Origin of the sequence: Hymenobacter profundi, from assembly GCF_019334315.1 — a bacterium.
GTDB classification, from domain to species: domain Bacteria; phylum Bacteroidota; class Bacteroidia; order Cytophagales; family Hymenobacteraceae; genus Hymenobacter; species Hymenobacter profundi.
On record NZ_JAHWGL010000002.1, the window covers coordinates 37,958 to 51,789 of the forward strand.

Sequence of the window (13,832 nt, forward strand, 5' to 3'; positions counted from 1 at the left end):
TTCCCGTCCATGAACCGCCTCTTCCACTTCTGCGCCGCCGGCTTGCTGCTGGCCCCGGCTGCCGCGCAGGGGCAGCCGGCCCCGCCCGCGCCCACGCCGCCCGTGACCGGGCGCCCCGACCTGAAACCGTACTCCCTGACCCCGGTAGCCGATACGGCCAGGGCCCGCACCCTGGGCGAGGCGTTCCGGCGCGGCCAGTGGCACGGGCGGGTGCGCAACTACTTCATGGCGACGATTAACCGGGGCGGCTTGCCCGACTACTACGCCAACGGCCTGGGGGCCGGGGCGCGGTTTGAGACAGCCCCGCTGCACGGCTTCCAGCTGGGGGCGGGCGGCTTTTTCTGGGTGAACCTGGCCTCGAGCGACCTGGCCACGCCCGACCCGGCCACCGGGGCGCTGAACCGCTACGAGGTGGGCCTGTTCGACGTGACGGAGCCGGGCCGCCGCCAGCTCACCGGCCGGCCCGAGGAGCTGTTTGGGCGCTACCGCTTCCGCAGCTCCGTGGCCACGTTCGGCCGGCAGCTGCTCAGCACGCCCCTGCTCAACCCCTACGACGGCCGCCTGACTCCCTCCTACGCGCAGGGGCTGTGGCTGGAAATCGGCGAGCTGCCGCGCACCACCATCACGGCCGGCTGGCTCACGCACCTGGGTCCCCGCTCTACCACGGCGTGGTATTCGGTGGCCAATTCCATCGGGGTTTACCCCTCGGGCGTGAGCGAGACGGGCCAGCGGTCCGCCTACGCTGGCAACCTGCGCAGCCGCGGGCTGGGCGTACTGGCCGTGAGCCGGCAGCTCGGAGAACGCACCCGCGCCCAGGTCTGGAACTACTACGCCGACAACCTGTTCAACACCGTCTTCACCGAAATCACCACGAGCCGGGACGCGGGCGCCGGCCAGCTCACCCTGGGCGGGCAGTTCCTCTACCAGCGCACGGTGGGCACCGGCGGCAACGCCGACCCACGCCTGGCCTACAGCGTGCCGGGCCGCGAGGCCCAGGCCCTGAGCGCGCCTGGGCTATCAGCGGGGTGCCTGGCGCGTGAGCGGCAACTACACCCGCATCACCCGCGCCGGGCGCTTCCTGTTCCCGCGCGAATGGGGCCGCGAGCCGTTCTACACGTTTATGCCCCGCGAGCGGGAAGAGGGCGCCGGCGGGCTGGACGCGGCCGTGCTGCTGGCCAGCTACGCCGTGCCCGCCGCGCCGGGCCTGAAAGCGGAAGTGGGCTACGGCCGCTACTACCTGCCCGATGTGCGCGATGCCCGCCTCAACAAGTACGGCATGCCTTCCTACCAGCAGCTGAACGCCTCGCTGGCCTACCCGTTCCGGGGCTGGGCGACGGGGCTGAAGGCGCAGCTGCTGTACGTTTACAAGGGCGCGCGGGGCGACACCTACGGCGAAGCCCGCTACGTGGTAAACAAGGTGGACCTGCACCTGCTGAACCTGATTGCCAACTACGATTTCTAGAAGCTCCGACCCGCCCATCATGAACCCTTTACTCCAGTACCCGGCTCTGGCCGCCGCCCTGATGTTGTCCCTGCTGGGGAGTCCCAGCCAGGCGCAGACCACCGCGGCCGCCCCGGCTGCCCCGGCGCCCGCGGGGCCGGCTCCCGTCCTCGGTTCGCCCAACCCCGCGGCGGCAATTCACGCGGCCCGGTTTCACGGGGCCACGGCCCGCAAGGCCCACTACCGGGCCATTTACCAGCTCAACAGCAACGACCCCAAGGTCATCGCCAAAACCCTGCAGGCGCTGCAGGCCGCCCTGGCCGACCCGCGCCTCAAGGGCAAGCTGGCGTTGGAGCTGGTGGTGTTCAGCGGCGGCACCGCGGCCTTCCGCAAAAATCAGCCCTACGAAGCCGACGTGCTGGCCCTGCAGCAGGCCGGCGTCATTTTGGCGCAGTGCGAAAATTCGATGAAGGCGCAGAGCCTGACCAAGGACGACATGCTGCCTTATATCTCGTACGTGCCTACGGCCAACGGCGAGCTCATCATTCGCCAGGCCGAAGGCTGGTCGCTGGTGCATTTGTAGCCGGGGCAGCGCGCCGGTAGAGCCCCGGCTTTTCATCCGCTTATTTCTGAATCCATGGTACCCCAACTCACTTGCCGCCTGGGACTCTCGCTGCTCCTGCTGGGCACTGCCGCCTGCCGGGGCCAGGCGCAGCAAGCGCCCCCCACCACCAGCCCGCTGTATTCGACCATGCTCCAGGGCCTGCTCAAACAGTCGGTGCCCTTTGTGAGCGTGGCGCAGCTCCGGCAACAGCCGCCGGCGGTGCTGCTCGACACGCGGGCGCCCGCCGAATTTGCCGTCAGCCACCTGCGCGGGGCGCGCTGGGTGGGCTACGAGGAATTCCAGCTCGCGCGGGTGCAGGACCTGCCCAAGAACACGCCCATCGTGGTGTACTGCTCGGTGGGCTACCGCAGCGAGAAAATAGGCGAGCAGCTGCAGCAGGCCGGCTACACCCACGTGCGCAACCTCTACGGCGGCCTGTTTGAGTGGGTGAACGAGGGCCAGCCGGCCGTGACGGCGGGCAACGCGCCCACCGCCCGGGTCCACGCTTTTTCGCGCAGCTGGGGCATCTGGCTCCAGCGCGGCCAGAAGGTGTACGAGTAGGCGCCCCCGCAGACATTTCGGCCGCTAACTAGCGCTTTATTCCATTATCTTCCTAGCTGTTACCGCATCGTATGGCCGCGCACGATTCCCCCGTTTCAGCCCTGCTGGCGCAGAAGTGTCCCCGCTGCCACCGGGGCCACCTGTTCACGCACGGCATGTACAACCTGGCCCACTACACCGAGATGCCCGTGGCCTGCCCGGTGTGCGGCCTGGCCTTCGAGCCCGAGCCGGGGTTTTACATCGGGGCCATGTACATCAGCTACGTCTTCACCACCGGCATCGTGCTCCTGGTCGGGCTGCTGGTGTACCACCTGCTCGGCGACCCCGACACGTGGGTGTACGTGGCCAGCGTCACCGTGGCGGTGGTGGGGCTGCTGCCGGTGCTGCTGCGCTACTCGCGCACGGTGATGCTGTACTTCTTCGGCAATGCCGGCTACGACCCCCACGCCACCCGCCGGGCCTGGCACGGCGGGGGCGATGAGTAGGCTGCGCCGCTACCATCCAACATCCGTTTGTGCGGCGTCACGCTTCGCCCGTTTTCTTACTTCCCACCTCTTTTTCCATTCTCAAGCATATGGCTTCCTCCTTGATTCGCCCCATTCTCACCGCGCTGCTGCTCAGCGGCTTCGCTCTCACCGCCACCGCCCAAACGGCCAAGCCCAGCGCCGACCAGGCGGCCTTCGCGAAAGGCACTTTCCAGGGCGCAACCGCCGACAAGGCCCGGTACGACGTGATTTATCAGCTCGACAGCGACGACCCCAAATTGATTAAGATGACCTTGCGCAACATCGGCAACGCCCTGGACGACCCCCGCCTCAAGGGCAAGCTGCAAGTCGAGCTGGTGGCGTTCGGCGGGGGCATCACGGCCTTTCGCCGCGACCAGCCCTACGAGGCCGAGCTGCTGGCCCTGAAGGAAAAAGGCGTCATTCTGGCCCAGTGCCTGAACACCATGCGCGAGCGCAAAATCACCAAGGAAGAGCTGTGGCCTTTCCTTTCCTTCGTGCCCAGCGGCAACGGCGAGCTGATTATCCGGCAGGCCCAGGGCTGGGCCCTGGTGCATCCCTAACGGCTACGCCCGATGGCCATTCAACTCGGTTTGCGCGCCAACTGGCGGCAATTCAGCCTGCTCGTGCTCATCAATGCCTTCGTGGGGGGCATGGTGGGGCTGGAGCGCACCATCCTGCCCCGGCTGGCCGAGCAGGAGTTTCACCTGGTGGCCCGCTCGGCCATTCTCTCGTTCATCGTCGTTTTCGGGCTGACCAAGGCCGCGGCCAATTACTACGCCGGCGCCTGGGCCGGCCGGGTGGGGCGCAAAAACCTGCTGCTCATCGGCTGGCTCTTCGGCTTGCCCGTGCCGCTGCTGCTGCTCTGGGCCCCGAGCTGGGGCTGGGTGATTGCCGCCAACGTCCTACTGGGCCTGAACCAGGGGCTGGCCTGGTCGAGCACCGTGGTGATGAAGATGGACCTGGTGGGTCCCCGGCAGCGCGGGCTGGCCATGGGGTTGAACGAGTCGGCCGGCTACCTTGCGGTGGGCGCTACCGCCTTCGCCTCGGGCTGGCTGGCCACCGAGTACGGCCTGCGGCCCTATCCGTTTTACCTGGGCCTGGGGCTGGCCGGGATGGGTTTGCTGAGCTCCCTGCTGGTGCGCGACACCCGGGCCCACGTGGCGCTGGAAGTGGCGCAAACGCCCGCCGGCCCCGCGGGGCCCACGCTGTCGTTCTGGGACGTGACCTGGCGCCACCCCAACCTGGGCTCCGTCACGCAGGCCGGCTTGGTGAATAACCTCAACGACGGCATGGTGTGGGGGTTGCTGCCGCTGTTGCTGGCCGGCAAAGGCTTTACGCTGACGCAGATTGGCACCGTGGCGGCCGTGTACCCGGGCGTGTGGGGCCTGGGACAGCTGCTGACCGGCCCGCTGGCCGACCGCCTCTGCAAGAAAGACCTGCTGTTTTGGGGCATGCTGCTGCAGGGCGCGGTGCTGCTGGCCATGCTCTTTGTTGGTTCCTACCCCGCGTTCCTGGGATTGGCCGCGCTGCTCGGGGCCGGCACGGCGCTGGTGTACCCTACGTTTCTGGCGGCGGTGGGCGAGTACGCCCCGGCCCCGCAGCGGGCACGCAGCGTGGGCATCTTCCGCTTCTGGCGCGACGCGGGCTACGCCATCGGGGCTCTGCTCACTGGCATGCTGGCCGATGCGTTCGGGCTTTCGGCCGCGCTGGCGGCCATTGGCGGGCTCACGGTGCTTTCGGCGCTGGTGGTGCGTTCCCGCATGTATTGTCTGCCCGATGCCGCTAGCGCCCCCGGCACCGCCCCGGCCTGCCCGCGCCCGGCGACTGGTTTTTTACCGGCCGGCCGCGAGCGGCGGTTTTCCCTTCGTTCGTGCCCGGCCCCGGCCGGCTAGGCCGCCCCGCCGGCCATTTCTTCCCCTTTATCCTCCCGACCCATGCTCGAAAGCCCCCGTCGTTTCCTGTTGCTGCTCATTAGCAGCTTGAGCCTGAGCTTGCTCGCGCACGGCCAACCCCTGCACGTGTACGGCCCCGGCGGCCCGGCCGAGCCGATGAAAGCCTGCGCGGCGGCCTTCACCAAGCAAACCGGCGTGGCCGTGGACGTAACCGCCGGCCCCGAGGCGCAGTGGCTGGAGAAGGCTTTGCAGGACGCTGACGTGGTATACGGCGGGGCCTAGTACATGCTCACCCAAACCGTGCTGGCCCACCCCGGCTTTCTCAACGAGAAAACCCGCGTGAGCCTCTACGCCCGCGAGGCGGCCGTGCTGGTGCGCCCCGGCAACCCCAAGGACCTGCACCGGCTGCAGGACCTGGCCCGGCCGGGCGTGCGCCTGCTCGACGTGAACGGCGCCGGCCAGCTGGGCATGACCGAGGACATGGCTCGCAGCACGGAGTTGATTGCCGGCCTGCAGCGCAACGTGGCCCGCTCCGTGAAAACCAGCGCCGAGGCCGTGGCCCTCTGGCAGCAGGAGCCGCTGGGCTTCGATGCCTGGATTACCTACGCCTCCTGGCAGCCGCGCCTGCCCGGCTCGCAGCTCGTGCGACTGCCCCGCGCCCAGCGCGTGAGCCGGGGCACCCCGGTGGCCCTGACCGCGCGCACCACCCAGGCCGCGGCCGCCGCGCAGTTCGTGGCCTTTCTGCAATCCGACGCCGGCCACGCCATTTTCCGTCGCTGGGGCTGGCAATAAGGACCCTGACTATTCCTCCTTTCCCCGCCTGCCCATGAACCTGACCCTGTTCCAACTCAACGACGTGCACGGCTACCTGAACCCGCACCAGGAAGTGTTTTACGGCCCCGCCGGCCCCGAATACCGCCGCTGCGGCGGCTACGCCCGCATTGCCAGCCTGCTCGGCGCGTTGCGTCAGTCCTACCCGGACAGCCTGCTCTTCGACGGGGGCGACACGTTTCACGGCACCCGGCCGGTGGTGGCTACCCAAGGCGACATCCTGCCTCCCATCCTCAACGAGCTGGGCTTCGCGGCCATGACCGCGCACTGGGACTTTGCCTACGGCCCGGCCCACCTGCGGGAGCTGGTGGGCCGGCTAAGCTACCCGCTGCTGGCGGCCAACGTGTTTCACCGGGACAGCGGCGCGCTGGCCTACGCCCCCACCCTGCTGCTGGAAGTGGCCGGCCTGCGCGTGGGCGTGGTGGGCCTGGCCTGCCCCATCGTGGACAAGACCATGCCCGCCCACTTCAGCACCGGCCTGCGCTTCACCGACGGCGCGGCCGAGCTACCGGGCCACGTGCAGCGCCTGCGAGAGCAGGAGCGCGCCGACCTCGTTATCCTGCTCTCGCACTGCGGCTTCCCGCAGGACGTGGCCCTGCTCGAAGGCTGCCCCGGCATCGACGTGTGTTTGAGCAGCCACACGCATAACCGCCTGTACCAGCCCTTCGTGGCCGGCGGCGCGCTGGTCATTCAGTCGGGGTCGCACGGCTCCTTTCTGGGCCGGCTCACGCTCACCATCGAGAACGGCCGCGTGACGGGCCACGCCCACGAGCTGCACGAAATCAGCGAGGACATTGTGCCCGACGCGGCCCTGCAGGCGCGCATTGACGCGGCGCTGGTGCCCTTTGCCGAGCTGCGCGAGGTGGTCGGCGTCACGGCCACCGGCCTGCACCGGGGCACCTCAGTGGAGTGCCCGGCCGATGATTTTCTGCTGGCCAGCCTGCAGGCGCTGGTGCCGGCCGACCTGTACTTCTCCAACGGCTGGCGCTACGGCGCGCCCATCCCGCCCGGCCCGGTGCAGCTCAACGACCTCTACAACCTCGTGCCCATGGACCCCGAGATTGAAACCGTGGAGCTGACCGGAGCCGAGCTGCACGAGCTGCTGGAGAAGAACCTCGAAGGCACCTACAGCCAGAACCCGCTGCACCAGATGGGCGGCTACGTGAAGCGGGCCCTGGGCCTGCGCGCCTACTTCAAGGCCGAAAACCCGAAAGGCAGCCGCCTGCAAACCGTGTTCGTGCAGGGCCAGCCCCTGGACCCGGCCCGCACCTACACGGCCGCCTTCATCACCTCGCAGGGCGTGCCGCACCAGTTGGGCCGCAACCGCCAAAAAACCGGCCAGCACGCCGTGGCCGCCATGCGGGCTTTTCTAAAGATGCACCGGCCCTTGGTCGTGCACGCGCGCGACACGTTTACCGTCGTATAAGCGGGTTACCTCCGCCTTGCCTGCTTGCCTCCATGCCGTCTCCTGCTCCCCTTCCCGCCAACTACGACCAGCAGCGCCTGGCCGCTGCCCGCACGCGCATGGCCAACGAGCGCACCTTCCTTACCTACCTGCGCACCAGCCTGGCCCTGGTGGGCTTTGGGCTGGCCCTGATTCAGCTGCATCCGTTGCGCGGGGCCGGCATCGGCTACGGGGCGCTGGGAGTGGCGGGCATCATGCTGCTGGTGGGCTGGCTGCGCTTTCGGATGCGGCGGCGCGAGATGGAGGAATGCCGACTGCCCGCCCCGGTTACGCCATAGGCGGCCGGAGCGGGCAGTTGGGGAAAAGAACAGAGCCGGGAAAGGGCGGCTAGCTATGGCTACCCAGGGAGCTAGCGGGCCCGGCTTCCTCGGGCACTGGGCCGAGCACCTCGCGCAGCTTCGGCCCATCAAAAGGTAAACCCGCCAGCGGGGAGAGCAGGCACCAGTCAAAGGCGCCCATGGCCAGCGGCAGCAGGCCCGCCACGGACAGGCCCCAGCCTTTGCGGCCCAGGGCCAGGCCCGTGCCGATGAGGGTGGTGCCGATGGCAATGCGGGCGGCGCGGCCACCGGGCGACGCAATTAAACGCAGGAGATTATCCATAAAGAGCGGGGAAAGAAAAGTATTCGGGTTACCCGGGGCTATACGGCAATCGGGGCGGCGTGGCCACCGCCGGGAGGGCAGCGGGCAGCGCCGGGGCCGAGGGCCGGGCCAGTTGCGCGAAGGGCTCCACCTGCTGGGCTAGGAAGGTAGCGGGGTAGTGCTCAACCCCCTCAAAGCCCAGGGGCAGGTCGGCCTGCTCGGTGGGCACGTAAGCTGTTTTGAACAGGTAGTCCCACACGGTGAGCGTGAGGGCGAAGTTCACCCCGTGGCGCCTTGCCTCGGGCAGCTCCTGGGCGTGGTGCCACAGGTGGGTCTGGGGGTTGTTGAAGAGGTACTTGAGCGGCCCGAGCGGCGCGTAGAGGTTGGCGTGGTTGAAGTGGCCCACGGCGAGCGTGAACAGGTGCACCAGGAAAAAGTCGGTGAGCCCGAAGCCTATCATCGCCAGCGGCACGTACTCGAAGAAGCGGTACACCACCGTTTCGACGGGGTGGTAGCGCAGGTGGGCGGCAAAGCCCATTTCCTCCACCGAGTGGTGCACCTGGTGGAAGGCCCAGAGCCAGCCCACGCGGTGCAGCAGCCGGTGCACGTTCCACTGAATGAAGTCGCGCACAACGAACAGCGTCAGCAGCCGCGCCCACAGCGGCCAGTTCCCGATTTCGACGGCCACCAGGTTGTGGATGCCGACCAGCCCCAGCCCGTCCTTGAAAAGCTGGACGAAGACGTTGGAGAGGGCGTTGTAGACGACGAGCGAAAACAGGAAGTAGTTGAAGAACATGTAAAACACGTCCAGCCAGAAGTCCTGCCGGAACGCGCCCTGGTCGCGCCGCCACGGCCAGGCCAGCTCCAGCCCCCAAAAGCCCAGCGAGATGGCCACCAGCCAGTAGAAGTAGTTGCCCCAGTGCGGGTGCAGGACCTCCGTGAGCAAGTAGTGCCCGTAGCCCGTGAACGAGTCGTGCACCACCTGGCCGTAATCGGTACTGAGCTGCAGCAATAGCGTCATGGGCTGATAACAAATAAAATGGGCACTTGGTGCGGCGGCCCGGGGAGGTTCAACCTACGGCGTGGCTCCTGGCAACGGATTGAGCCGGCCCGCGTAGGGCAGAGGAGCGTTTACTATGCGCTAGTACCCCGCCTTTTCACTCTTCGCCGCCATATCGCACGACCCCAGCCGCCGCCGCACCTCTTCCGAAACCAACCAGCAGCTGGACCGCGAGGCGGCCGCCTGCGTGCGAAAATGCGCCGAGGCCGGCCCCGAGGCGCTGGAAAAACGCATCGAAGAGCTGGACCAGGAGTGGGACCTGGACCGGGTGCTCATGGCCAACGCCTCCACCCTCTCGCTGCTGGGGTTTGCGGCCAGCCGCGCCGTAAGCCGGCGCTGGCTGGTGCTGCCCGGCGTCGTTTCCTCGTTTCTGCTCTGGCACGCGCTACAGGGCTGGTGCCCGCCGCTGCCGGTGTTCCGCAAGCTGGGCTACCGCACGCGCCGGGAAATCGACGCGGAGAAGTACGCGCTTAAAGCCCTACGCGGCGACTTTGCCGGCGTTACGCCCCGCCGCCCGGACCAAGCCTGGGAAGGCGCGCAGCGCTAGCACTGGGCACGGCGCGTACCGCGGGCAGCGCGGACATACGTGGGGGCGATGCCCCGCAAGCAAAGCATTACCCCACGCTGCTCAGAATTGTAAGCAGCCGATTTTACCGCCGGCCGGCAGCTGGCTCAGCATCCACCCGGCCCGCGCGAATCAGCGCCCAGCCCAGGGCGAGCTGCAAGGCGCCAAAGGCGAGAAAGCCCAGGTCAGCGGGCAGGTGGTTATCGGTGTACTCGTACACGTGGTGCAGGCCCAGGACTTCGTGGTCGATGATGCCTTCGATGACGTTGAACAGGCCCCAGCCCAGAATCAACGCCCCGCTGAAGCTGCGGCCCGACCAGGGCACGTCGCGGCACGACGCTGGACGACATCCTGCACCGCTACCAGTTCGACAAACAGCTGCGCCTCCTCTGCCTGGAGGCCATTGAGCGGCTGGAAATCTCGTTTCGCACCCAAATCATCTACCACATCACCCGCTACACCGGCGATAACAACTGGTACGAGCAACCGCGCTACTTCAAGCGCGGCACCCCGATGAGCAAGCGGCCTCGGCCAAGCCGCTGGCTACGATTCGAGGCAAATTGTCCCGGGCACAGGGCAAAACTTTTATCGCCGACTACTACCGCTTTTACGACCAGCCCCGCAACCCGCCCGCCTGGATGGTGCTGGAGCTGCTCTCCTTCGGCACCCTGCACAAGCTCTTCCACTTGTTCGTTGATGCCAAGCCCAGGTTGGCCATCGCCAACCACTTCAACGTGGCCCTGCGGGTGTTTGACTCCTGGATGCACAGCATCAATTTCGTCCGCAACAAGTGCGCCCACCACGACCGCCTGTGGGACATTGCCATGAAGTCGATGCTCTCCAACCAGCGGGGCCACGCCGGGTACTGGCTGACCGAACCCAACGTGACGGCCATTAACACCAAGGGATGGTGCAGGTCAGCCACACGTCCCGCTTTGGCTAGAAAGCGGTGCGCCTGCTCCACGAGTACGACATCGTCGGCCTCGGCCTGCACCGCCAGCACATGGGGTTCCCGGTGGGGTGGGACAAGGAAATCATGTGGCTGGAGCTATAAGCACGGATAAAAATTGGGGGGTGAAGGCTGGGGCCGCGCGGCGCGCAGCTCCTGCTAAGGAGCGCACCCCGTTGCCGCTGATTTCTATATTTGCCCGCGTTCTACCCCCCTTATCCAGCCCCCTGCGTCCTGTGCCGGCGCAGCGCGGGTAGCCGATTAGGCTTTTTGCTCCCCTAAACTGACCATGACTTATCTTGATTTCCCCACGTTCAATGCCGCGCTCGGCGTCGACTACGAAGAGGGCCTGCGCCTGGTGCGGGGCTATTTTCGCAGGTCGAGCCCGCGGCGCTAGCCGACCTGCTCACTCAATGCCAGGAGTTGGGCAAGCCCGTTGACGAGGAAGCGCTGCACAAAGTATACTATGGCCCTTTGCTCCAGGCAGAGCCCGCGTTGGTTGGAACCCTGCTGGGCGTATTTGGCTACCAGGCCCAACACATCGGCTTCGAGATGGGACCGGTGGCGGGCAAGCGGCGCTACTTGTTTTTCCTGGCCACGGAAGGCCGGTTAAACCGTTTTAAAGCCGAACTGGCGGCTTTTGATGCGGACCCGCTTTAGGCACTATCATTCCAACAGGGCGCCCCAGCCCGGTGTCAGCAATTAGGGCAGGACAATGCCCACGGCCGCGCCTACGGCCCCGTTCGAGTAATAGGGAGTTACCATGGCCCGGTCGTTGAGGCCGCGCAGCAGCACCCGGTGCACCAGTGGGTAGGCCCAGTAGGCCAGCTCCGTGGACAGGATGCCCACCCCGGCCCCGGCCAGCACGTCGGACAGCCAGTGCTTGTTGCCCAGCACCCGGATGGCCGCCGTGGCCGTGGCTACCGAGTAGCCGCCCACGCTGTACCAGACGCTGCGGCCGCCGTACTCGCGGTGCATAAAGGTGGCCGCGGCAAACGCCGCGCTGGTGTGCTGGCTGGGAAAGGAGCTATAGTCCTGGTTGCCGTAGGGCCGCTCCACCTGCGCCAGGTTCTTGAGGTTGCTGGTCAGCGTGTTGTTGATGGTGTAGGCCAGAAAGAAAATCACCCCCTGGTTGGCCGTGCTGTGCACGCCCTTCACCCCGACCAGGCTCAGGCCCAGCGTGGCCACGGCCGGCACGTGGCGCAGCTGGTCATCCAGAGACGTTTGAAAACGGGGAAAATGCTCCCGCACTTCCTCCTGCACGGCTTCGTCGGTTTCCAGCGCATCCACGCCCTCGGTGCTCAGCACGGCCACGCCCAGCAGTGCCGCCGGCAGCGCCAGCTGGCGCAGCGTCGGGCGGTACGGGTGCAGCGGTCGGACCGTGACGGAAATGGAATCCGCCGGCGCCACGGGCAGGGGCAGCGCCTGGGCCCAGCTTTTGCCTGTTAACAAAAGGGCAACCAGCCCGAAGCCGGCGGAAAAACGGAAAGGCAATGAAAGCATGAGGCGCAGTGGCTAGGGCGGTCAGGAAGGTTGGCGGTGGCGGTGGGCCTGGTGCCGGTGCCGGACCGAGCCCCAAAACGCCCGCAGGGTGGGCGAAAACAACACGTGCACGCTCGTCACCCACCCCACGGAGGCCACCCAGCCCGAGAGCACGTCGCTGGGGTAGTGCACGCCCAGATACACGCGGGAAAAGCCCACGCCCAGCACAAAGAGGCCCCCGAGCACCCAGGCCGGCCAGCGCCACTTCGAGCGGGCCAGCAGCAGGCCCAGGGTGAGGGCCAGCGCGGCCGTGCCCATGGCGTGCCCGCTGGGAAAGCTCGTCGAGGTCTCCGGGGCCAGCGCGACACCCACAGCGTGGGCCGCGGGCGCCCCAGCAGCGCTTTGGCCAGCAGGTTAAGGGCGGCCGCGCCGACGACCGCAACCCCGAAAAACAACGCCCGGCGCCGCTGCTTCCGCCACAGCAGCCATGCAAAAATCATCCCGCTGGCCAGCGCCATCCAGGGCGGGCCGCCCGCGCGGGTCAGCAGCAGGTTCACCGTATCAAGGGCCGGCGTGGCGTGGGCATGCACCAGGCGCAGGGCCTGCTGGTCGCCGGCAAAGCCTTCCTGCTCGTGAATCTCCCACCCCACCCGCACGAAGAGGCCCCAGGGCACGACCACCCCCAGCAGCAGCAGCCACGCCAAGCGCCGGTAGGGAGGACGGAACAGGGGCCAAAAAACGGTTAATCGCGCATTGCTCATGGCGGGCATTTTCAGCGTGAGGCCAACCCCAACCGGGGCCGGTGCCCAAGATTACGGCCGCATTCTGAGCAAAGCTTGAGCATGCAGCACCCCGGCGCGCTGGCGCTTCCCCGCGCCTTGCGCTGCTTTTGGGGCCTGCCGGGGCTTCCCGCCCCATGCTCCGAATTAACTCAAAATTGGCTTGTAGCCTTGCGGCTCCAAACGACTTGTCCATCTCATGCTCAAACCCCTTTTCGCCGCCCTGCTGCTCACTGGCTGCGGCAATACGCCCCCGGCTTCCGACCCCACCCGGCCGCTGACGACCTCGCCACCGGTCTCGGCGGGCAGCCCGGCGGCCAGCGCCTACAACTTCACCCGGCCCGCCGTGACGTACGCCGTGCCGCCGGAGCTGCAGGAGCTGTCCGGACACACCCTGGTGGGCGACGAGCAGCTGGCCGGCATCGAGGACGAGTCGGGCACGCTCTATTTCTACAACCTGCGCACCCAGCGCCTGGACAGCACCGTGCAGTTCGGGCCCAAGGGCGACTACGAGGACGTGGCGCGGGTGCCCGGCGGCTACCTTATTCTGCGCAGCGACGGCACATTGTTCAAGCGCAGCGGCCGGGTGACCACCACCTACGCCACCGGCCTGAGCGCCGCCAACGAGCCCGAAGGCCTCACCTACGACGCCAGCAGCCAGACCCTGCTCGTGGCCTGCAAGGGCGAGCCCGGCGCGGGCCTTGGCGACACCAAGCGGGCCGTCTACCGCCTCAACCCCACCTCCTACCGCATCGAGCCCACGCCGGCCTACGTGCTCGACATCGAGGCCATCCTGGCCCGCTCGCCCGACGCGGCCCGGCGGGGCAAAGCCGCCAAGAAAGCCGGCCGGCTAAGTCAGTTTGCGCCCTCGGCCGTGGCCGTGCACCCGCGCACCCACCACGTGTTCGTGCTCTCGGCCCGCGGCAACGACCTGGTGGAGCTCGACGCGCAGGGCCGCCTGGTGGCTGCCCAAACCCTGGACCCGGCCCGGTTTCCGCAGCCCGAAGGCCTGGCCTTCGCGCCGAACGGCGACCTGCTGGTGTCGAGCGAAGCGGGCAGCAAAAAAGGCCAGGGCCGCCTGTACCGCTTCACCGAAACGCCTGCCCAACCCTAACCCT

The 13,832-nt window shown here is 67.5% G+C and carries 17 protein-coding genes and 2 pseudogenes; 14 read left to right on the forward strand and 5 right to left on the reverse strand.

Annotated elements, in window-relative coordinates; translation table 11 throughout:
• Nucleotides 1–9: 9 nt before the first annotated feature.
• From KYK14_RS01070 to KYK14_RS01115, 9 genes and pseudogenes are all read left to right on the forward strand, one after another.
• Nucleotides 10–1,485 carry an OprD family outer membrane porin gene (locus tag KYK14_RS01070; protein ID WP_219156212.1) on the forward strand — a complete coding sequence of 492 codons (1,476 nt, stop codon included), beginning with the start codon at nucleotides 10–12 and terminating at the stop codon, nucleotides 1,483–1,485.
• Nucleotides 1,482–2,024, forward strand: coding sequence for a DsrE family protein (locus KYK14_RS01075; RefSeq protein WP_219156214.1), 543 nt, complete (start codon nucleotides 1,482–1,484; stop codon nucleotides 2,022–2,024). The genes KYK14_RS01070 and KYK14_RS01075 overlap by 4 nt, the downstream gene beginning before the upstream one ends.
• 54 nt (nucleotides 2,025–2,078) lie before the next feature.
• The gene (locus KYK14_RS01080; protein ID WP_219156216.1) at nucleotides 2,079–2,606 is read left to right on the forward strand and encodes a rhodanese-like domain-containing protein; all 528 of its coding nucleotides are present in this window, start codon (nucleotides 2,079–2,081) and stop codon (nucleotides 2,604–2,606) included.
• Between the two features lie 71 nt (nucleotides 2,607–2,677).
• Nucleotides 2,678–3,091, forward strand: coding sequence for a DUF983 domain-containing protein (locus KYK14_RS01085; protein ID WP_246601626.1), 414 nt, complete (start codon nucleotides 2,678–2,680; stop codon nucleotides 3,089–3,091).
• A gap of 89 nt (nucleotides 3,092–3,180) precedes the next feature.
• Nucleotides 3,181–3,672: a DsrE family protein gene (locus tag KYK14_RS01090; protein WP_219156218.1), complete on the forward strand. Its 492-nt coding sequence runs from the start codon at nucleotides 3,181–3,183 to the stop codon at nucleotides 3,670–3,672.
• Nucleotides 3,673–3,684: 12 nt separating this feature from the next.
• The gene (locus KYK14_RS01095; protein WP_219156220.1) at nucleotides 3,685–5,004 is read left to right on the forward strand and encodes an MFS transporter; all 1,320 of its coding nucleotides are present in this window, start codon (nucleotides 3,685–3,687) and stop codon (nucleotides 5,002–5,004) included.
• A 42-nt stretch (nucleotides 5,005–5,046) separates the two neighbouring features.
• A pseudogene (locus KYK14_RS01105) lies at nucleotides 5,047–5,796 on the forward strand (substrate-binding domain-containing protein).
• Nucleotides 5,797–5,830: 34 nt separating this feature from the next.
• Entirely contained in the window at nucleotides 5,831–7,261 is a 1,431-nt protein-coding gene (locus tag KYK14_RS01110; protein WP_246601627.1) for a bifunctional metallophosphatase/5'-nucleotidase, read from the forward strand.
• Between the two features lie 32 nt (nucleotides 7,262–7,293).
• On the forward strand, nucleotides 7,294–7,578 hold the full coding sequence (locus KYK14_RS01115; RefSeq protein ID WP_219156226.1) for a DUF202 domain-containing protein: 285 nt from the start codon (nucleotides 7,294–7,296) through the stop codon (nucleotides 7,576–7,578).
• A gap of 49 nt (nucleotides 7,579–7,627) precedes the next feature.
• Here the strand turns inward: KYK14_RS01115 and KYK14_RS01120 are convergent, their stop codons facing one another.
• Nucleotides 7,628–7,900, reverse strand: coding sequence for a YgaP family membrane protein (locus tag KYK14_RS01120; RefSeq protein WP_219156228.1), 273 nt, complete (start codon nucleotides 7,898–7,900; stop codon nucleotides 7,628–7,630).
• 28 nt (nucleotides 7,901–7,928) lie between these two features.
• Nucleotides 7,929–8,900: a sterol desaturase family protein gene (locus tag KYK14_RS01125; protein ID WP_219156230.1), complete on the reverse strand. Its 972-nt coding sequence runs from the start codon at nucleotides 8,898–8,900 to the stop codon at nucleotides 7,929–7,931.
• 226 nt (nucleotides 8,901–9,126) lie between these two features.
• On the opposite strand from KYK14_RS01125, the gene KYK14_RS01130 reads away from it, so the two are divergent.
• Nucleotides 9,127–9,486, forward strand: coding sequence for a hypothetical protein (locus tag KYK14_RS01130; protein WP_343217042.1), 360 nt, complete (start codon nucleotides 9,127–9,129; stop codon nucleotides 9,484–9,486).
• 103 nt (nucleotides 9,487–9,589) lie between these two features.
• On the opposite strand, the gene KYK14_RS01135 is transcribed toward KYK14_RS01130, so the two are convergent.
• Complete coding sequence (locus KYK14_RS01135) at nucleotides 9,590–9,829, reverse strand: DUF2243 domain-containing protein (RefSeq protein WP_219156232.1); 240 nt, start codon at nucleotides 9,827–9,829, stop codon at nucleotides 9,590–9,592.
• A 14-nt stretch (nucleotides 9,830–9,843) separates the two neighbouring features.
• Between KYK14_RS01135 and KYK14_RS22645 the strand changes: the two are divergent.
• From KYK14_RS22645 to KYK14_RS01150, 3 genes and pseudogenes are all read left to right on the forward strand, one after another.
• Nucleotides 9,844–10,017: pseudogene (locus KYK14_RS22645) on the forward strand (Abi family protein); the annotation flags it as partial.
• 26 nt (nucleotides 10,018–10,043) lie between these two features.
• Nucleotides 10,044–10,568: an Abi family protein gene (locus KYK14_RS01145; RefSeq protein WP_281421270.1), complete on the forward strand. Its 525-nt coding sequence runs from the start codon at nucleotides 10,044–10,046 to the stop codon at nucleotides 10,566–10,568.
• Nucleotides 10,569–10,876: 308 nt separating this feature from the next.
• Complete coding sequence (locus tag KYK14_RS01150; RefSeq protein WP_219156236.1) at nucleotides 10,877–11,113, forward strand: hypothetical protein; 237 nt, start codon at nucleotides 10,877–10,879, stop codon at nucleotides 11,111–11,113.
• A gap of 42 nt (nucleotides 11,114–11,155) precedes the next feature.
• On the opposite strand, the gene KYK14_RS01155 is transcribed toward KYK14_RS01150, so the two are convergent.
• The gene (locus tag KYK14_RS01155; RefSeq protein ID WP_219156238.1) at nucleotides 11,156–11,956 is read right to left on the reverse strand and encodes a phosphatase PAP2 family protein; all 801 of its coding nucleotides are present in this window, start codon (nucleotides 11,954–11,956) and stop codon (nucleotides 11,156–11,158) included.
• Between the two features lie 21 nt (nucleotides 11,957–11,977).
• A complete protein-coding gene (locus KYK14_RS01160; RefSeq protein WP_219156240.1) occupies nucleotides 11,978–12,307 on the reverse strand; it encodes a phosphatase PAP2 family protein in 330 nt (109 codons plus the stop codon).
• 606 nt (nucleotides 12,308–12,913) lie between these two features.
• Here KYK14_RS01160 and KYK14_RS01165 point away from each other — a divergent pair.
• Complete coding sequence (locus KYK14_RS01165; RefSeq protein WP_219156242.1) at nucleotides 12,914–13,828, forward strand: SdiA-regulated domain-containing protein; 915 nt, start codon at nucleotides 12,914–12,916, stop codon at nucleotides 13,826–13,828.
• The last annotated feature ends 4 nt before the right edge of the window (nucleotides 13,829–13,832 follow it).